Annotated in this window: 16 protein-coding genes; 9 read left to right on the forward strand and 7 right to left on the reverse strand. The window is 70.5% G+C overall.

Going from position 1 to position 17,799, the window contains the following annotated elements; genetic code table 11:
• Nucleotides 1-67 precede the first annotated feature (67 nt).
• Entirely contained in the window at nt 68-319 is a 252-nt protein-coding gene (secG, locus tag Q6969_RS00105) for a preprotein translocase subunit SecG (protein ID WP_012038429.1), read from the forward strand.
• Nucleotides 320-330: 11 nt separating this feature from the next.
• Nucleotides 331-699: an RNA polymerase-binding protein RbpA gene (locus Q6969_RS00110; RefSeq protein WP_053774592.1), complete on the forward strand. Its 369-nt coding sequence runs from the start codon at nt 331-333 to the stop codon at nt 697-699.
• A 155-nt stretch (nt 700-854) separates the two neighbouring features.
• Here Q6969_RS00110 and pgl read toward each other — a convergent pair whose 3' ends face one another.
• The 6 genes from pgl to tkt form a co-directional block, all read right to left on the reverse strand.
• Complete coding sequence (gene pgl, locus Q6969_RS00115) at nt 855-1,625, reverse strand: 6-phosphogluconolactonase (RefSeq protein ID WP_317228636.1); 771 nt, start codon at nt 1,623-1,625, stop codon at nt 855-857.
• Nucleotides 1,622-2,620, reverse strand: a complete 999-nt coding sequence (locus Q6969_RS00120; protein ID WP_104289216.1) for a glucose-6-phosphate dehydrogenase assembly protein OpcA — start codon at nt 2,618-2,620, stop codon at nt 1,622-1,624. The genes pgl and Q6969_RS00120 overlap by 4 nt, the downstream gene beginning before the upstream one ends.
• Nucleotides 2,617-4,158: a glucose-6-phosphate dehydrogenase gene (gene zwf, locus Q6969_RS00125; protein ID WP_317228637.1), complete on the reverse strand. Its 1,542-nt coding sequence runs from the start codon at nt 4,156-4,158 to the stop codon at nt 2,617-2,619. The genes Q6969_RS00120 and zwf overlap by 4 nt, the downstream gene beginning before the upstream one ends.
• Nucleotides 4,159-4,196: 38 nt before the next feature.
• Nucleotides 4,197-5,792, reverse strand: coding sequence for a glucose-6-phosphate isomerase (locus Q6969_RS00130; RefSeq protein WP_317228638.1), 1,596 nt, complete (start codon nt 5,790-5,792; stop codon nt 4,197-4,199).
• Nucleotides 5,789-6,904, reverse strand: coding sequence for a transaldolase (tal, locus tag Q6969_RS00135; RefSeq protein WP_317228639.1), 1,116 nt, complete (start codon nt 6,902-6,904; stop codon nt 5,789-5,791). The genes Q6969_RS00130 and tal overlap by 4 nt, the downstream gene beginning before the upstream one ends.
• Before the next feature lie 134 nt (nt 6,905-7,038).
• Nucleotides 7,039-9,132, reverse strand: a complete 2,094-nt coding sequence (tkt, locus tag Q6969_RS00140) for a transketolase (protein WP_317228640.1) — start codon at nt 9,130-9,132, stop codon at nt 7,039-7,041.
• Nucleotides 9,133-9,306: 174 nt separating this feature from the next.
• Between tkt and Q6969_RS00145 the strand changes: the two genes are divergently transcribed.
• Nucleotides 9,307-10,227 (forward strand): heme o synthase, encoded by a 921-nt coding sequence (locus Q6969_RS00145; protein WP_317228641.1) that lies wholly within the window; start codon nt 9,307-9,309, stop codon nt 10,225-10,227.
• 370 nt (nt 10,228-10,597) lie between these two features.
• Here Q6969_RS00145 and Q6969_RS00150 read toward each other — a convergent pair whose 3' ends face one another.
• Nucleotides 10,598-11,608: a COX15/CtaA family protein gene (locus Q6969_RS00150; RefSeq protein WP_317228642.1), complete on the reverse strand. Its 1,011-nt coding sequence runs from the start codon at nt 11,606-11,608 to the stop codon at nt 10,598-10,600.
• Between the two features lie 263 nt (nt 11,609-11,871).
• Between Q6969_RS00150 and sufB the strand changes: the two genes are divergently transcribed.
• The 6 genes from sufB to Q6969_RS00180 all read left to right on the forward strand — a co-directional run bounded on the left by sufB (nt 11,872) and on the right by Q6969_RS00180 (nt 17,750).
• Nucleotides 11,872-13,290 carry a Fe-S cluster assembly protein SufB gene (gene sufB / locus Q6969_RS00155; RefSeq protein ID WP_094115985.1) on the forward strand — a complete coding sequence of 473 codons (1,419 nt, stop codon included), beginning with the start codon at nt 11,872-11,874 and terminating at the stop codon, nt 13,288-13,290.
• Nucleotides 13,291-14,508 carry a Fe-S cluster assembly protein SufD gene (gene sufD / locus Q6969_RS00160; protein WP_317228643.1) on the forward strand — a complete coding sequence of 406 codons (1,218 nt, stop codon included), beginning with the start codon at nt 13,291-13,293 and terminating at the stop codon, nt 14,506-14,508.
• Nucleotides 14,505-14,825 (forward strand): non-heme iron oxygenase ferredoxin subunit, encoded by a 321-nt coding sequence (locus Q6969_RS00165; RefSeq protein ID WP_045528105.1) that lies wholly within the window; start codon nt 14,505-14,507, stop codon nt 14,823-14,825. The genes sufD and Q6969_RS00165 overlap by 4 nt, the downstream gene beginning before the upstream one ends.
• Nucleotides 14,826-14,837: 12 nt before the next feature.
• Nucleotides 14,838-15,608, forward strand: coding sequence for a Fe-S cluster assembly ATPase SufC (gene sufC / locus Q6969_RS00170; protein WP_094115984.1), 771 nt, complete (start codon nt 14,838-14,840; stop codon nt 15,606-15,608).
• A complete protein-coding gene (locus Q6969_RS00175; RefSeq protein WP_043669540.1) occupies nt 15,605-15,940 on the forward strand; it encodes a metal-sulfur cluster assembly factor in 336 nt (111 codons plus the stop codon). Before sufC ends, Q6969_RS00175 begins: the two co-directional genes overlap by 4 nt.
• Nucleotides 15,941-16,151: 211 nt before the next feature.
• On the forward strand, nt 16,152-17,750 hold the full coding sequence (locus Q6969_RS00180) for an ABC-F family ATP-binding cassette domain-containing protein (RefSeq protein WP_094115983.1): 1,599 nt from the start codon (nt 16,152-16,154) through the stop codon (nt 17,748-17,750).
• Nucleotides 17,751-17,799: the final 49 nt, after the last annotated feature.

Genomic DNA, 17,799 nt, shown 5'->3' on the forward strand with positions numbered 1-17,799 from the left:
GACAACGGCCCATCGGCCGTTCACCGGTCGGTCTCGGCCACAGCACCGCGCACCCGAAAGGCCGCACGTGGAAATCCTCCAGGTAGTCCTGCAGGTGGTTCTGGGAATCACCAGCCTCCTGCTGACCATGCTCATCCTCCTGCACAAGGGGCGGGGCGGCGGTCTCTCCGACATGTTCGGAGGCGGCACGACGTCGAGCCTCGGCTCCTCGGGCGTCGCCGAGCGCAACCTGAACCGCATCACCGTCATCCTCGGCCTCGTCTGGGTCACGTGCATCGTGGTCCTCGGGCTGATCACCAAGTTCGACACCGGATTGTAGGGAGCAGCCACATGGCATCAGGAGGAAGCGCCATCCGCGGTTCGCGCGTCGGCGCGGGCCCCATGGGCGAGCAGGACCGCGGTTTCCACGCGGAGCGCATCTCGATCTCGTACTGGGACGCGCTCGGCAACGAGACCGTCCGCCACTTCGCGGCGAACCTGCCCGAGGAGGAGATCCCCGAGACCATCGACTCCCCGCAGTCGGGTCTGCCGGCCGGTCGTGACAAGGCGAACCCGCCGTCGGTCGCCAAGCTGGAGCCCTACAAGACGCACCTCGCGTACGTGAAGGAGCGTCGCAGCGAGGAGGAGGCGAGCCAGCTCCTCGAGGAGGCGCTGGAGCAGCTCCGCGCGCGCCGTGGGACGGTCAAGGCCACGAAGTAACAGCACGCGTCAGCGACGCAGAACGCCCCCGTCCGGATGGACGGGGGCGTTCTGCGTGCGGTGCGTGCTCCGCGTGACGGGGACGGAGACGGGACGACGGAGGGCGGGCCCTCAGGACCCGCCCTCCGTCGTCCGGCTCTCGCCGGCATCGTGCGTCAGTAGGACGACAGCATCAGGTTCTCCGGCACGTCCGCGGCGGCCTCCCGGTCGATGAAGAAGACCGTGCGCTTGCGGCCCTTGATGCCGGCGACCGGTACCTCGGTGCGATCGGCACCCGCGAGGGCGAGACCGAGCGCGAACGCCTTGTCGGGCCCGGCGAGGACCATCCAGATGCGCAGCGAGGAGTTCAGGACCGGCAGCGTGAGCGAGATGCGCTCGGCCGGCGGCTTGGGGCTGTTGCGCACCGCGACCACGGCGGTGTCCATGGTGCGGATGCCGTCGCTGTCCGGGAAGAGCGACGCCACGTGGCCGTCCGGTCCGACGCCGAGGAACGTGATGTCGAAGCGGGGCAGCGACGTGTCGCCGTTCGCGAACTCGGCGAGCTCCGCCGTGTAGGCCTGCACGGCCTCGTCGAGGCTCATCCCCGCGTCGCTCGCGCCCATGGCGTGGACGTTCTCGGCGGGGACGTCGATGTGGTCCAGCAGCGCCGTGCGCACCGTGGTGTCGTTGCGCTCGGGGTCGCCGTGCGGGAGCCACCGCTCGTCGCCGAACCAGAAGTGGACGCGGGTCCAGTCGACGCTGTCGCGCGCCGCGGACTCGTTGACGGCCGCGAGGATGCTCGGGCCCACCGTCCCCCCGGTGAGGACGACGTTGGCCGTCTCCTCCTCATCCAGGATGTCGACGAGCTTCGTGAGGAAGCGCGCGGCGACGGAGCCGGTCATGGCCTTCTTGTCGGGGTGCACGAGCACCCTGCGGTCGTTCGTCATCGCTCTTCGGAGTCCTTCCGTGCGGTGGTGGACGCGGTGATGTATCCCTGGCCCGCCGTCGCCCGCTCGAGTCCGTGACGGATCACGTCCCCGTAGAGGGAGTCGGGGTCGAGGCGCCGGAGCTCCTCGGCCAGGCAGTCGCGGAGGCTCCGGCGGGGGAGGCTCACATCGTGCGTCGGCTGGTTCGGCTGCTTGAGCGTCGCGACGTTCGCGATCGGCCGGTCGAGGTCGATCACACCCGACGCGCGGTGCAGCCGCACGCCGTGGATGCCGCTCGAGCCGGTGGCCCGGGTGGTGACCTCGTGCAGGACCGGCACCTGGAGCTGCAGGCCGAGCCAGGCGGCGAGCAGGACGGTGGAGGGGGAGTCGGCGGCGCCGGACACCTCCACCTGGGTGACGGGCTCGTAGGGCGGCTGGTCGAGCACCGCGGCGAGCAGCGCGCGCCACAGCGTGAGCCGGGTCCACGCGAAGTCCGTGTCCCCGGGCGCGTACGTCTCCGCCAGGTGCTGCAGGGCGACGCGCGGGTTGCTGCTCGTCGACGAGTCGGTGATGCGGCGCTGCGCGATGCGGCCGAGCGGCGACTGGCTGACGACCGCGGGGGCGTCGTGCGGCCACCAGGCCACGACGGGCGCGTCGGGGAGGAGGAGGCCCGTGACCAGGCTCTCCTCGTCCTCGGCAGCCGCGCCGTACACGCGGAGGACGACGACCTCGCTCGCGCCGGCGTCGCCGCCCACGCGGATCTCGGCGTCCACGCGGGCCGACTCGGTGGTCGTCTCCGCGGCGGCGCCGCGCTCGGTCGAGATGACGATGACGCGCATGGGGTGCTCGCGCGACGCGTCGTTCGCGGCCTCGATGGCCTCCTCCTCGCTGCCGAGCGAGGTGGAGATCACGAGCGTCAGGACGCGGCCGAGGGCGACGGCGCCGCCCTCCTCGCGGATCTTGACGAGCGCCTTCGAGATCTTCGCGGTGGTGGTGTTCGGCAGATCGACTCTCATGGCCGCCTCCAGGTCCGTCCGTCGCGGGCGAGGAGCTCGTCGGCCGAGGCCGGCCCCCAGGTGCCCGGTCGGTACTGCTCGGGCTGGCCCTGCGTGCGCCAGAATTCTTCGATGGGGTCCAGGATCTTCCAGCTCAGCTCGACCTCCTGGTGGCGGGGGAAGAGCGGCGGGTCGCCGAGCAGCACATCGAGGATGAGCCGCTCGTACGCCTCCGGGCTCGCCTCGGTGAAGGCGTGGCCGTAGCCGAAGTCCATGGTGACGTCGCGCACCTGCATCCCCGCACCCGGCACCTTGGAGCCGAAGCGGATGGTGACGCCCTCGTCGGGCTGCACCCGGATGACGAGCGCGTTCTGGCCGAGGGCCGACGTCTGGTCCTCCGCGAAAAGGTTCTGCGGCGCGCGCTTGAACACGACCGCGATCTCCGTCACGCGGCGACCGAGCCGCTTGCCCGCGCGCAGGTAGAACGGGACGCCCGACCAGCGGCGCGTGTTGATGTCGAGGCGCATCGCCGCGTAGGTCTCCGTCGTCGACTGGGGGTCCATGCCCTCCTCGTCGAGGAAGCCCACGACCTCCTCGCCGCCCTGCCAGCCGCCGGCGTACTGCCCGCGTGCCGTGGCGGTGGAGAGGTCCTTGGGGAGGCGCACCGCGGACAGCACCTTCTCCTTCTCGTCCCGGAGGCTCGACGCGTCGAACGCGACGGGCTCCTCCATGGCCGTGAGGGCGAGGAGCTGAAGCAGGTGGTTCTGGATGACGTCGCGCGCCGCGCCGATGCCGTCGTAGTAGCCGGCACGGCCGCCCACCCCGATGTCCTCGGCCATCGTGATCTGCACGTGGTCCACGTAGTTGGCGTTCCACAGGGGCTCGTAGAGCTGGTTCGCGAAGCGCAGCGCCAGGATGTTCTGGACCGTCTCCTTGCCCAGGTAGTGGTCGATGCGGAACACCGAGTCCGGCGGGAAGACCGTCTCGACGACCGCGTTCAGCTCGCGCGCGGTCTTCAGGTCGCTGCCGAAGGGCTTCTCGATGACGACGCGTCGCCAGTGGCCCTCCTTCTGCTCCGCGAGACCCGAGCGGCGGAGCTGCTCGGTGACCAGCGGGAAGGACTTCGGCGGGATCGACAGGTAGAACGCGTGGTTCCCCATCGTGCCCCGCTCGCGGTCGAGCTCCTCCGTGATGTCCTTCAGCGTCTGGAACGCCTCGTCGTCGTCGAAGGTGCCCTGCACGAAGCGGATGCCCTGCGCCAGCTGGCGCCAGACGTCCTCGTCGAACTTGGTGCGCGAGTACTGCTTGACGGCCTCGTACACGACCTGCTCGAAGTCCTGGTCCTCCCAGTCCCTCCGTGCGAAGCCGATGAGCGCGAACCCCGGGGGCAGGAGCCCCCGGTTGGCCAGGTCGTAGACGGCCGGCATCAGCTTCTTGCGCGACAGGTCACCCGTCACGCCGAAGATGATGAGGCTGCTGGGCCCCGCGATGCGGTTCAGTCGACGATCCGACGGGATCCGCAGGGGATTGAATTCCGGGGTGATATCCACCGGCGACATGTAACTCCTCGATCTGCCGGACGGATCCGGCGATGCGGTCATTCGAGCGTCGAGAGCAGGGCCCGGGCGTCCGTGGTGGGGTCGGTCAGGTTCAGGCGCAGGACCGGACGACCGTGCTCGGCGAGCACGGTGGCGTCGCCGGCGGCCTGGGCCTGGATGAGCTCGCCGAAGGTGAAGGGGCGGTCGGGGATCGCGAGGTCCTCGGCCGCGTCCGCGGTGATCTGCAGGAACACGCCGACGGGGGTGCCGCCCTTGTGGAACTGCCCCGTGGAGTGCAGGAAGCGCGGGCCCCAGCCGAACGTCACCGGACGGCCGGCCTTGCGGGCGACGGCGTCGCGGAGGCGCTCGAGCTCGGGGAGCGCGAGGCGGTCGACGAACGCCTGTACGGCGACGTAGCCCGTGGGGCCGACGTGCGCGAGCAGGGCGTCGATGGCGGAGGACACGTCCGTGGCGCCCTCGGTGACGTCGGACGTGCCCCGGACCTCGATGCCGTCCGTCGTGACGACGGGGGCCTCGGGGGCGGGACGGTCGTCCAGCAGACCGCGCGCGGCGACCTTGGCGGCCTCCACGTCGGGCTGGTCGAAGGGGTTGATCTCGAGCAGGCGGCCCGCGACCGCGACGGCGTACTCCCACGTGAGGATTTGCGCGCCCAGCGTGCCGCTGATGACGATCTCGCCCTCGGCCGCGTCGTGCGCGTCGACGTCGGCGACGAGCCGCGCGATCTGCAGGTCGGCGAGGTCGAGGCCGAGCTCGGGGGCGTCCGTCGGCAGCACGACGGGCAGGAGGCCCGTGCCGAGCTTGCCGGTGGACTCCGCGATGAGCTGCTCGACCCAGTCGCCGAAGCCCACGATGTGGGTGCCGTCGGAGACGATGCCGAGCTTGTCCTTGAGGGGCGAGGTGCCGGCGATGGCGGCTCCGAGCACGAGGCCCGGGTTCGACACGTCGTCGACGGCGAGCTGCGCGGACGCCGCCTCCGCCTCGTCGAGGAGGCCTCCGATGTCGGCGCCGGCGAGGCCGGACGGCACGAGGCCGAACGCCGTGAGGGCGCTGTAGCGGCCGCCCACGTCCGGGTCGGCGTTGAAGACGCGGTACCCGTCGGCACGGGCGGACTCGTCGAGCGGGGATCCCGGGTCGGTCACGATGACGATGCGCGCGGTGGGATCGATGCCCGCCTCGCGGAAGGACCGCTCGTACACGCGCTTCTGGCTGTCCGTCTCGAGCGTCGAGCCCGACTTGGAGGAGATGACGACGGCCGTCGTGGCGAGCCGGTCGCCGAGGGCGGCGAGCACCTGCCCCGGGTCGGTCGAGTCGAGGACCGTGAGCTCGACGCCCGCGGTGCGCGTGATGACCTCGGGCGCGAGCGACGAGCCGCCCATGCCCCCGAGGACGATGTGGTCGACGCCCTGGCCGCGGAGCTCCTCGCGGAGCGCCGTGATCTCGGCGACGAGCGGACGCGAGACGGAGACCGCCTGCGTCCAGCCGAGGCGCTTCGTGGCCTCGGACTCGGCGTCGGCTCCCCATAGGGTGCCGTCGAGCCCGGTGATGCCGGAGGCGACGTGCGCCTCGACGAGCGCGGGGACGTGGGTCTCGACGGCCGTGGCCGCCGCACCGCTCAGCGCGATGCGGACGCTCACTTGGCGCCGTCCAGGGCGTTGGTGACGGTCTCGATGAGCTCGCTCCACGACACCTTGAACTTCGCGACGCCCTCCTCCTCGAGGAGCTCGGTGACCTCCTTGTAGGAGATGCCGAGGGCGTCGACGCGGTCGAGCACGTCGTTGGCGGCGTCGTAGGAGCCCGTGATGGTGTCACCCTCGATGACGCCGTGGTCGAAGGTCGCGTCGAGCGTCTTCTCCGGCATCGTGTTGACGACGTCCGCGGCGACGAGCTGCGTGACGTACAGCGTGTCGGGCAGGTCCGGGCTCTTGACGCCCGTGGACGCCCACAGCGGGCGCTGCTTGTTGGCGCCGGCGCCGAGGAGGCCCTGGGCCCGCTCGGACGCGAAGGACTGCTCGAAGGCCTGGTAGGCGAGCTGCGCGTTGGCGACGCCGGCCTTGCTCTTCAGCGCGGTGGCCTCGTCGGTGCCGAGCGCGTCGAGGCGCTTGTCGATCTCGGTGTCGACCCGCGACACGAAGAAGGACGCGACCGAGTGGATGGTGGACAGGTCGATGCCCGCCGCCTTGGCCTTCTCGAGGCCGGTGAGGTACGCGTTGATGACCTCGCGGTAGCGCTCGAGCGAGAAGATCAGCGTGACGTTGACGCTGATGCCGGCGCCGATGACCTCGGTGATGGCCTCGAGGCCCTCGCGGGTCGCCGGGATCTTGATCATGACGTTCGGCTCGGCGATCTTCTCCCACAGCTTGTGGGCCTCGTCGATGGTGGCCTGCGTGTCGTTCGCGAAGTCGGGGGAGACCTCGATGGAGACGCGGCCGTCGAAGCCGGCGGTGCGGTCGTAGACGGGGCGGAAGATGCGCGCGGCCTCGCCCACGTCGCGGGTGGTGATCTCGAAGACCGCGCGGTCGACGTCGGCGCCGTCGGCCGCGAGCTCGCGGACCTGGGCGTCGTACGCCTCGCCCTTGGCGAGGGCCGACGCGAAGATGGTGGGGTTCGTCGTGATGCCGACGACGTCGCGCTCGGCGATCACCTTCTCGATGCCCTTGGCATCGATGCGCTCGCGGGACAGGTCGTCGAGCCAGATGCTGACGCCCGCGGCGGAGAGCTGCGCGGTGGGGGAAGTGGTGTCGGTCATGTTGCCTTCTTCATGCTGGTTGTGAGGTTCGGGGGGAGGGGCGCGCGATGCACGCCCCTCCCGGGTCCCGGCCGGCGGACCGGTCGGGGGTCCGGCGGGGAGCGGAGCAGCTCGGCCGCCCCGCTCCTCGTCAGCTACGCGAGGGAGGCGATGGACTCCTGGGCCGCCTTCACGACGGCCTCTGTGGTGATGCCGAACTCGCGGTACAGGACCTCGTACTCGGCGCTGGCGCCGAAGTGCTCGATCGAGATGCTGCGGCCGTGGTGCCCGACGTACTGCTTCCAGGAGAGCGAGATGCCCGCCTCGACGGAGACGCGCGCGGCGACCGCCTCGGGGAGGACGTGCTCCTTGTACGCGGCGTCCTGCTCCTCGAACCACTCGAGGCTCGGGGCGCTGACGACGCGGGCCTGGACGCCCTCGCCGGCGAGGGCCTCGCGGGCCTCGACGGCGAACTGCACCTCGGAGCCCGTGGCGATGAGGATCACGTCGGGCGTGCCCTCGGTGTCGGCCAGGATGTAGGCGCCCTTGGCGACGCCGGCGGCCGAGGCGTACTCGGTGGCGGTGGCGTCGCCCGTGCCGCGCTCCAGGACCGGGAGGTTCTGGCGCGAGAGCGCGATGCCGGCGGGACCCATGCGGCGCGTGAGGATCGTCTTCCACGCCTGCGCCGTCTCGTTGGCGTCCGCGGGGCGGATGACGTCGAGGCCCGGGATGGCCCGGAGGCTGGCGAGCTGCTCCACCGGCTGGTGGGTCGGCCCGTCGCCGCCGAGGGCGACCGAGTCGTGGGTCCACACGAAGATCGACGGCGCCTTCATGAGCGCGGCGAGACGGACCGCCGGACGCATGTAGTCGCTGAAGATGAGGAACGTGCCGCCGAAGGGGCGCGTGTTGCCGTGCAGCACGATGCCGTTGAGGATCGCGCCCATGGCGTGCTCGCGGATGCCGAAGTGGAGGACGCGGCCGTAGGGGTCGCCCTTCCACATGTCGGTGGAGCGCTCGGCGGGGACGAACGACGGCGCCGACTCGATGGTCGTGTTGTTCGACTCGGCGAGGTCGGCGGAGCCGCCCCACAGCTCGGGCATGACCTCGGCGATGGCGTTGATGACCTTGCCGGACGCGGCGCGCGTCGAGACGTCCTTGCCCGCCGGGAAGACGGGGAGCGCGGCGTCGAGGCCCTCGGGGGCGTCACCCGCGAGTACGCGGTCGAGGAGGGTCTTCCGCTCGGGGTTGGCCTCGGCCCAGGCGGCCAGCTTCCCGTCCCACTCGCGGTGCTGCTCCTGGCCGCGCTCGACGGCCTTCCGGGTGTGCTCGAGGACGCCGTCCGGCACCTCGAACGACTTCTCGGGGTCGAAGCCGACGATCTCCTTGACGGCCGCGAGCTCCTCGGCGCCCAGGGCGGAGCCGTGGATCTTGCCCGAGTTCTGCTTCTTCGGGGACGGCCAGCCGATGATGGTCTTCAGGATGATCAGCGAGGGCTTCCGCGTCTCGGCCTTCGCGGCCTCGACGGCGTCGAACAGCTCCTGGACGTCCTCGACGTACTCGCCGGACCGCTTCCAGTCGACGTGCTGCACGTGCCAGCCGTAGGACTCGTAGCGCGCGGCCACGTCCTCGGTGAACGCGATGTCGGTGTCGTCCTCGATGGAGATCTGGTTGCTGTCGTAGATCGCGATGAGGTTGCCGAGTTCCTGGTGGCCGGCGAGGGACGAGGCCTCGGAGGTGATGCCCTCCTGCATGTCGCCGTCGCCCGCGATCACGTAGACGAAGTGGTCGAAGGGGCTCTCGCCGACGGGCGCCTCGGGGTCGAACAGGCCGCGCTCGAAGCGGGCCGCGTAGGCGAATCCGACCGAGGAGGCGAGGCCCTGGCCGAGGGGGCCCGTGGTGATCTCGACGCCGTCGGTGTGGCCGTACTCGGGGTGGCCCGGGGTCTTGGAGTCCCACGTGCGGAGCGCCTGCAGGTCCTCGATCTCGAGGCCGTAGCCGCCGAGGAAGAACTGCGTGTACTGCGTGAGCGAGCTGTGGCCCACCGAGAGGATGAACCGGTCGCGACCGATCCAGGTGCTGTCGGACGGGTCGCGGCGCATGACCTTCTGGAAGAGGAGGTAGGCCGCCGGGGCGAGGCTCATGGCGGTGCCGGGGTGACCGTTTCCGACCTTCTCGACCGCATCCGCGGCGAGGATCCGTGCGGTGTCGACCGCCTTGCTGTCGATGGGGTCCCATTGCAATGCTGCCACTTGGTTCTAGCCCTTCTGAAGATGGGGGAGGCCCAGCCGGACCGGCTATCAGTATAGGGAACACCCACTTGCCCCTCGGTGTTCCGGCGGGCCTCGCGACGGGCCCCGCGCGGCTCGGCTCGCAGGTGCCGTGGCCTACCATGGGGAGGGAATGTCCGGCGAGTTAGAGGTGCGATGAACGTTGCGGTGCAGAGTCGGGTCGATCGGGAGACGATCGGCCTGGCGAGGAAGACCAAGGCGTACGTCGCACTGACGAAGCCGCGCGTCATCGAGCTCCTGCTCGTGACGACGGCGCCCGTGATGATCCTCGCCCAGGGCGGGTGGCCGAACCCCTGGCTGATCCTCGGCGTCCTCGTCGGCGGCTCGCTGAGCGCCGGCAGCGCCAACGCGTTCAACTGCTACATCGACCGCGACATCGACCGCGTCATGAAGCGCACGCAGCGCCGCCCCCTCGTGACGGGGGAGCTGACGGACCGCGAGGCGCTCGTCTTCGCCTGGATCATCGGCGTCGCCAGCATCGTCTGGCTGGGCGTCATCTCCAACTGGCTCGCCGCCGCGCTCTCGCTCGCCGCGATCCTCTTCTACGTCTTCGTCTACACGCTCTGGCTGAAGCGCCGCACGCCGCAGAACATCGTCTGGGGCGGGGCCGCCGGGTGCATGCCCGTGCTCATCGGCTGGGCCGCGGTCACCGGCGACATCTCCTGGGCCCCGGTCATCCTGTTCATGATCGTGTTCCTCTGGACGCCGCCGCACTACTGGCCGCTGTCCATGAAGTACCGCGACGACTACGCCTCGGTCAACGTGCCCATGCTCGCCGTCGTCCGCGGACGCGCCGCGGTCGGCCTGCAGACCATCCTGTACGCGTGGGCCACGCTCGCGTGCTCGCTCCTGCTGATCCCGGTCGCGGGGATGGGACTCGTCTACACGGTCGCGGCGCTCGCGGGCGGCGGCTGGTTCGTCTACGAGACGCACCGCCTCTACGACCTCGCGGTCCGGCACGAGCCGATCAAGCCCATGCGCGTCTTCCACGCGTCGATCTCGTACCTGTCGCTGCTGTTCCTGGCGGTGGGGATCGACCCGCTGCTGCCCTTCTGATCGCGACGGGGGCTGAGCCTCCGGGCTGATCCCGAGCCGCGACGAGGTCGGGGCCTCCGGTCCCCCCCCGCCCCGGCGACGCCGGCTGGTCCTACGGCTCGCGGTCGAGTCGTGCGTGCCGCACGTGCCGCCCGGCCGTCCTTCCGGGGAGGACGGGGTCCGCGCCCGGTGGGCCGACCCCCGTGCGCCGGCGATGCCCCGTCACGGGACGTGCGCGGAGATCGCCCTCTCCTCGACTCGGGGACGGATGCACGGGGACCCGTCAGCGGGGCCTGGATCACCGGCCCACCGGGCACGACGACGCTCGCCGGACACGACGACGCCCGCCGCGAGGGGCGCTCGGGCGGGCGTGGTCCGGGCGGGCGACGGGTCAGCCGACGTGCGCAGAGCGCCGGACCTCCGCGGGGGTGAGCCGGAGGGTGTCCGCGCGGCGGGTCGTGCTGAGGAGCGTCGCCGTCATCGCCGAGGCGAGGAGGCAGGCCAGCACCATGTGCAGCCCGACGAGGAACTCCGGCAGGCCCGTCCGCGCCTGGATGAGGCCCACGGCGATCTGGACGAGCTCGACGGCGAGCAGCATCCGGGTCCACCGCGACACCGCCGTCCAGCGGTTCCGCGCCGCGACGACGACGAGGACGACGGTCAGGCCGAAGGTCGCGTAGGCGGGCCAGCTGTGCACGTGCTGCAGCAGCTCGGGGTCGAGGCCGTTGCGCGCCGCGCCCTGGTCGCCGGCGTGCGGGCCGGATCCGGTGACGACGATCCCGACGAGGATCGTGATGCCCACCACGACGGCGGTGACCCGGGCGAGCGCCAGGAAGGAGGCCGGCACCGAGCGCTCGGCCTCGTCGAGGGGGTGGTAGGTGCGCCACACCAGCACGGTCGACAGCACCACGAGCACGACGGACACGACGAAGTGGAGACCCACGATGTACGGGTTGAGGCCCGTGAGGACCGTGATGCCGCCGATGACCCCCTGCGCGGGGATGCCGAGGCCGATGGCCAGGGCGAGCGAGAACAGCCCGCGGCCCCGGTTCCGCAGCCGCAGCACCGCGAGGAACGTGGCGATCGCGACGATGACCAGGAGGAACGTCAGCAGGCGGTTGCCGAACTCGATGACGCCGTGGACGCCCATCTCGGGCGTCGAGACGAAGGAGTCCTCGGTGCACCTCGGCCACGTCGGGCAGCCGAGGCCGGAGCCCGTCAGGCGGACGAGCCCGCCCGTGCCGACGACGAGCGTCTGCACCACCAGCGTCGTCCAGACGAGGAGGCGCGTCGTCCGCGTGATCCCGTCCGGCAGCCGCTCGCGCAGCCGCCTCCCGACCATGAGGGTCTGACCTAGCACGCTCCCACTGGGAGACTGCCCCGCATCGGTGCCGTGAGTCACTGCCTGCCTTCCGCGCCCGCTGGATTGCCCGTAGAATCGGGTGGTTCATGGAACACGTCGGGTCTTGCAGCATCCGGCACGTCAGCGAGGACGGCGGGAACAAGTCCACCCGCGTTCGTGTTCATCCTAAGAGGGGCGCGAGGCGTGAAGCCGCCGCATCCCGGACACCCACAGTCTTCCCCCGTCACCGAAGCGGCGTCGCCGTGCGGGGGGCATGCCGATACGGCGCTGATACGCCCAGATCGTCAGGAAAGCAGGTAGCCATGTCAGATGTGCTCATCGACCGACCCGAGCTCGAGAGCCTGGGGCAGTACGAGTTCGGCTGGTCCGACTCGGACGTCGCCGGGGCCTCCGCCAAGCGGGGCATCTCGCCCGAGGTCGTCGCCGACATCTCCCGTCGCAAGAGCGAGCCGGAGTGGATGCTCGCCAACCGCATGAAGGGCTACGAGCTCTTCGGCCGGAAGCCCATGCCGACCTGGGGCGCCGACCTCTCGGGCATCGACTTCGACAACATCAAGTACTTCGTGCGCTCCACGGAGAAGCAGGCCCAGACGTGGGAGGACCTGCCCGACGACATCAAGAACACGTACGAGCGGCTCGGCATCCCCGAGGCGGAGCGCCAGCGCCTCGTCTCCGGCGTCGCGGCCCAGTACGAGTCCGAGGTCGTCTTCCACTCGATCCAGAAGGACCTCGAGGACCAGGGCGTCATCTTCATGGACACCGACACCGCGCTGCGCGAGCACCCGGAGCTGTTCAAGGAGTACTTCGGCACCGTCATCCCCGCGGGCGACAACAAGTTCGCCGCGCTGAACACGGCCGTGTGGTCGGGCGGATCGTTCGTGTACGTGCCCAAGGGCGTCCACGTCGAGATCCCGCTGCAGGCCTACTTCCGCATCAACACCGAGAACATGGGCCAGTTCGAGCGGACGCTGATCATCGCGGACGAGGGCAGCTACGTCCACTACATCGAGGGCTGCACCGCGCCCATCTACAAGTCCGACTCGCTGCACTCCGCGGTCGTCGAGATCATCGTGAAGAAGGACGCCCGCGTCCGCTACACGACCATCCAGAACTGGTCGAACAACGTCTACAACCTGGTCACCAAGCGCGCGACGGCGGCCGAGGGCGCGACCATGGAGTGGATCGACGGCAACATCGGGTCCAAGGTCACGATGAAGTACCCCTCCATCTACCTCATGGGCGAGCGCGCCAAGGGCGAGACCCTCTCGGTCGCGTTCGCGGGCCCCGGCCAGCACCAGGACGCCGGCGCGAAGATGGTGCACATGGCGCCGTACACGCAGTCGTCGATCGTCTCCAAGTCGATCGCCCGCGGCGGCGGACGGGCCGGCTACCGCGGCGAGATCCGCGTGGACGCCGCGGCGCACCACTCCGCCAACACGGTCCGCTGCGACGCGCTGCTGGTCGACACCATCTCCCGCTCCGACACGTACCCCGCCATCGACATCCGCGTGGACGACGTCCAGCTCGGGCACGAGGCCACGGTCTCGCGCGTCAGCGAGGAGCAGCTGTTCTACCTGATGAGCCGGGGCATGCCCGAGGACGAGGCCATGGCCATGATCGTCCGCGGCTTCATCGAGCCCATCGCCCGCGAGCTCCCCATGGAGTACGCGCTCGAACTCAACAAGCTCATCGAGATGGGCATGGAAGGATCCGTCGGCTAGATGACGACCCCACTCGCCACCACAGATGCCGTCGCCCCCATCGGCAACGGCGCCCGCGCGCACACCGACGGTGGGTGGGGCGTCATCCCCATCCAGACCCGCTCCGAGCGCTTCACCTCCACCGACGTCGAGGCGTTCGACGCCGTGACCAGCCGCGAGGCCGTCTGGAAGCTGACGCCCGTCCGCCGGCTCGACGACCTCATCTCCGGTGAGCTCGACGGCGGGCGCTACCCCGTCACCCACAGCGACGCCGAGGGCACCTCCGTGTCTTGGGTCGCCCGGGACGACGCGCGCATCGGCACCGCAGGCGCCCCCGAGGACCGCGCCCAGGCGAATGCCTGGTCGTCGTTCGGCGAGGCGCTGGCCATCGAGGTCACGGGGGAGGAGCGCGTCACCGTCACGGTCGGCCGCTCCGAGCTCGGCCCGGCTCCCCGCGCCGCGCACACCCTCATCACCGCCGCGCCCTTCAGCCGCGGCGTCGTCATCCTCGACAACGCCGGCTCCGCGTCGCTCGCCGAGAACGTCGAGATCGTCGTCGGCGACCAGGCGGAGCTGACCGTCGTCACCGTCCAGCAGTGGGACGACGAGGCGCGCCACCTGGCCGCGCACCAGGCCGTCGTCGGTCGGGACGCGAAGCTCAAGCACGTGGTGGTGACGCTCGGCGGATCCATCGTGCGGGTCAACCCCTCCGCGCACCTCTCCCACGAGGGCGCCGACGGCGAGCTGCTCGGCGTCTACTTCGCTGATGCGGGCCAGCACCTCGAGCAGCAGGTCTACGTGGACCACGACGCGCCCAACACCCGCAGCCGCGTCACCTACAAGGGTGCGCTCCAGGGCGCCGGGGCGCGCACCGTCTGGATCGGCGACGTCCTCATCCGACGCTCCGCCCCGGGCACCGACAGCTACGAGCAGAACCGCAACCTGGTCCTCACGGACGGCACGCGCGCCGACTCGGTGCCGAACCTCGAGATCGAGACCGGCGACATCGCCGGCGCGGGTCACGCGAGCGCCACGGGCCGGTTCGACGACGAGCAGCTGTTCTACCTGCAGGCCCGCGGGATCACGGAGGAGGAGGCGCGACGCCTCGTCGTCCGCGGCTTCCTCAGCGAGATCGTCCAGCAGATCGGCGTCCCCGAGCTCGAGGAGCGGCTCCAGTCCGCCATCGAGGCGGAGCTCTCCGGATCCACGGGCGCGGCAACCGGGGCGGTCGCACGATGACCGCGGTCCGCATCTGCGCCGTCGACGAGCTCGGCGAGAACGAGGCGCTGCGCATCGAGATCGAGGGCCTCGCCATCGCGCTCGTGAAGGACTCCTCGGGCACGGTGCACGCCATCGGCGACACCTGCACGCACGGCGACATCTCGCTGGCCGAGGGCTTCGTCGAGGGCGACACCCTGGAGTGCTGGGCCCACGGGTCCAAGTTCTCCCTGGAGACGGGCAAGCCGCGCACGCTGCCGGCGTACGAGCCCGTCCCCGTCTACCCCGTGTCCATCGTGGACGGCGACATCCACATCGACACCACCCCGAAGAGCTAGAGGAACGCACCGATGTCAACACTCACCATCTCCGACCTGCACGTCAGCGTCGACACCGAGCAGGGCCGCAAGCAGATCCTCAAGGGCGTCGACCTCACGATCAACGAGGGCGAGATCCACGCGATCATGGGCCCCAACGGCTCCGGCAAGTCCACGCTGGCCTACTCCATCGCTGGCCACCCCAAGTACCACGTCGACTCCGGCTCGGTGACGCTCGACGGCGTCGAGGTCCTCGACATGACGGTGGACGAGCGCGCCCGCGCGGGCCTCTTCCTCGCCATGCAGTACCCGGTCGAGATCCCCGGCGTCACGACCACCAACTTCCTGCGCACCGCCAAGACCGCGATCGACGGCGAGGCGCCGGCCATCCGCGGCTGGATCAAGGACGTCCGCACCTCCATGGCGGCGCTGAAGATGGACCCGGCGTTCGCCGAGCGCAACGTCAACGAGGGCTTCTCCGGTGGCGAGAAGAAGCGCAACGAGGTGCTGCAGCTCGAGCTGCTGAAGCCCAAGTTCGCCGTGCTCGACGAGACCGACTCCGGCCTCGACGTCGACGCGCTCAAGATCGTGTCCGAGGGGGTCAACCGCGCGAAGGCGAACACGGGGCTCGGCCTCCTGCTCATCACGCACTACACGCGCATCCTCCGCTACATCCAGCCCGACTTCGTCCACGTGTTCGTCGCCGGACGGGTCGCCGAGCAGGGCGGCCGCGAGCTGGCCGACCGCCTCGAGGAGGAGGGCTACGACCGCTTCCTGACGCCCTCCACCACGGTGACCGCGTGAGCACGCAGAGCACCCTGACCCCGCAGAAGTTCGACGAGGTCGAGGAGGCGCTCAAGGACGTCATGGATCCCGAGCTCGGGATCAACGTGGTGGACCTGGGCCTCATCTACGACCTCGCGTGGGACGACGAGAACGACGCGCTCATCATCCACATGACGCTGACGTCGGCGGGCTGCCCGCTGACCGACGTGCTCGAGGAGCAGACGGCGGAGGCGCTCGACGGCGTCGTCGCCGCGTTCCGCATCAACTGGGTGTGGATGCCGCCGTGGGGTCCCGAGCGGATCACCGACGACGGCCGCGACATGATGCGGGCCCTCGGCTTCTCCATCTGATCCGCACCGCTCGGCCGACGACGGCCCCACCCTCGGGTGGGGCCGTCGTCGCGTGCGAGCCCCGGCGGGAGGCCCGTCCGCCGCCGTCTCGTACACTGGACCGGTCGGGTTCGATGAACGCCCTCGACCGACCGGGCTCGACCCCCTCTGCTGCGGGTCGCCCTCCTCCCACGGACCGTGGGACATCCGCTGACCAGAAGGACCCCTCACCGTGCTCGCTGTACACGAACTGGAGCTGCGCGTCGGCGCCCGCGTCCTCATGGAGGACGTCTCGTTCCGGGTGAGCCCGGGGGACAAGATCGGCCTCGTCGGCCGCAACGGCGCGGGCAAGACCACGCTCACCAAGATCCTCGCGGGGGAGGGCCAGCCCACGGGCGGCCGCATCGACCGCTCCGGCGAGATCGGCTACCTCCCGCAGGACCCGCGCTCCGGCAACCCCGAGGACCTGGCGCGGACGCGCATCCTCGACGCCCGCGGGCTCGGGACGCTGTCGATCGACATGCAGCGCGCGATGCTCGACATGGCGTCGACGGACGAGAAGGTCTCGGCGAAGGCCATGAAGGACTACGGCCGCCTGGAGGAGCGCTTCGTCGCCCTCGGCGGGTACGCGGCCGAGGCGGAGGCCGCGTCCATCGCGAGCAACCTCAGCCTGCCCGACCGCATCCTCGACCAGCCCCTCAGCACCCTCTCCGGCGGTCAGCGCCGCCGCATCGAGCTGGCGCGCATCCTCTTCTCCGGCGCCGACACGATGCTCCTCGACGAGCCCACCAACCACCTCGACGCGGACAGCGTCACCTGGCTCCGCGAGTTCCTCAAGGGCTACCAGGGCGGCCTCATCGTGATCAGCCACGACGTGGAGCTCGTCGGCGACACCGTCAACCGCGTCTTCTACCTCGACGCGAACCGCATGGTCATCGACATCTACAACATGGGCTGGAAGCACTACCAGCGACAGCGCGCCGCGGACGAGGAGCGCCGCAAGAAGGAGCGCGTCAACGTCGAGAAGAAGGCGGGCGTCCTCCAGCTGCAGGCCGCGAAGTTCGGCGCCAAGGCGTCGAAGGCGGCGGCCGCCCACCAGATGGTGCGGCGCGCGGAGAAGATGCTGTCCGGGCTAGAGGAGGTGCGCGCGGTCGACCGCGTCGCGAAGCTGCGCTTCCCCGAGCCGGTGGCCTGCGGACGCACGCCGCTCATGGCGAGCGACCTCAGCAAGAACTACGGCTCGCTCGAGATCTTCACGGCTGTGGACCTCGCGATCGACCGCGGCAGCAAGGTCGTGATCCTCGGGCTCAACGGGGCGGGCAAGACGACCCTGCTGCGGATTCTCGCGGGCGTCGACCAGCCCGACACCGGGCGCCTCGAGCCCGGCCACGGTCTCCGGGTCGGCTACTACGCGCAGGAGCACGAGACCATCGACGTGAAGCGCAGCGTGCTGGAGAACATGGTGTCCTCCTCGCCGGACATCTCCGAGATGGAGGCCCGGCGGGTGCTCGGCTCGTTCCTGTTCACGGGCGACGACTCCGCCAAGCCCGCCGGGGTCCTGTCCGGCGGCGAGAAGACGCGGCTGGCGCTGGCGATGATCGTCGTCTCGGGTGCGAACGTGCTGCTGCTCGACGAGCCCACCAACAACCTGGATCCCGCGAGCCGCGAGGAGATCCTCGGCGCGCTCAACACGTACTCGGGCGCGGTGGTGCTCGTCAGCCACGACTCGGGTGCGGTCGAGGCGCTGAACCCGGAGCGGGTCCTCATCATGCCGGACGGCACCGAGGACCACTGGAGCCCGGACTACATGGACCTGATCGAGCTGGCCTGACGCCCGAGGACCGCGTCGCACCGTCGCGGGCGGGACCGCCGCGAGCCCG

This window comes from Clavibacter sp. MX14-G9D, from assembly GCF_032917815.1.
GTDB lineage: Bacteria > Actinomycetota > Actinomycetes > Actinomycetales > Microbacteriaceae > Clavibacter > Clavibacter michiganensis_K.

Excerpts from the sequence above, each read along its gene's own strand:
- tal (WP_317228639.1), bottom strand. The coding sequence starts at position 6,904 with ATGACCGACACCACTTCCCCCACCGCGCAGCTCTCCGCCGCGGGCGTC.
- pgl (WP_317228636.1), bottom strand. The coding sequence starts at position 1,625 with ATGACGAACGACCGCAGGGTGCTCGTGCACCCCGACAAGAAGGCCATG.
- sufB (WP_094115985.1), top strand. The coding sequence starts at position 11,872 with ATGTCAGATGTGCTCATCGACCGACCCGAGCTCGAGAGCCTGGGGCAG.
- Q6969_RS00110 (WP_053774592.1), top strand. The coding sequence starts at position 331 with ATGGCATCAGGAGGAAGCGCCATCCGCGGTTCGCGCGTCGGCGCGGGC.
- sufC (WP_094115984.1), top strand. The coding sequence starts at position 14,838 with ATGTCAACACTCACCATCTCCGACCTGCACGTCAGCGTCGACACCGAG.
- Q6969_RS00120 (WP_104289216.1), bottom strand. The coding sequence starts at position 2,620 with ATGAGAGTCGATCTGCCGAACACCACCACCGCGAAGATCTCGAAGGCG.
- Q6969_RS00145 (WP_317228641.1), top strand. The coding sequence starts at position 9,307 with ATGAACGTTGCGGTGCAGAGTCGGGTCGATCGGGAGACGATCGGCCTG.
- sufD (WP_317228643.1), top strand. The coding sequence starts at position 13,291 with ATGACGACCCCACTCGCCACCACAGATGCCGTCGCCCCCATCGGCAAC.
- Q6969_RS00165 (WP_045528105.1), top strand. The coding sequence starts at position 14,505 with ATGACCGCGGTCCGCATCTGCGCCGTCGACGAGCTCGGCGAGAACGAG.
- zwf (WP_317228637.1), bottom strand. The coding sequence starts at position 4,158 with ATGTCGCCGGTGGATATCACCCCGGAATTCAATCCCCTGCGGATCCCG.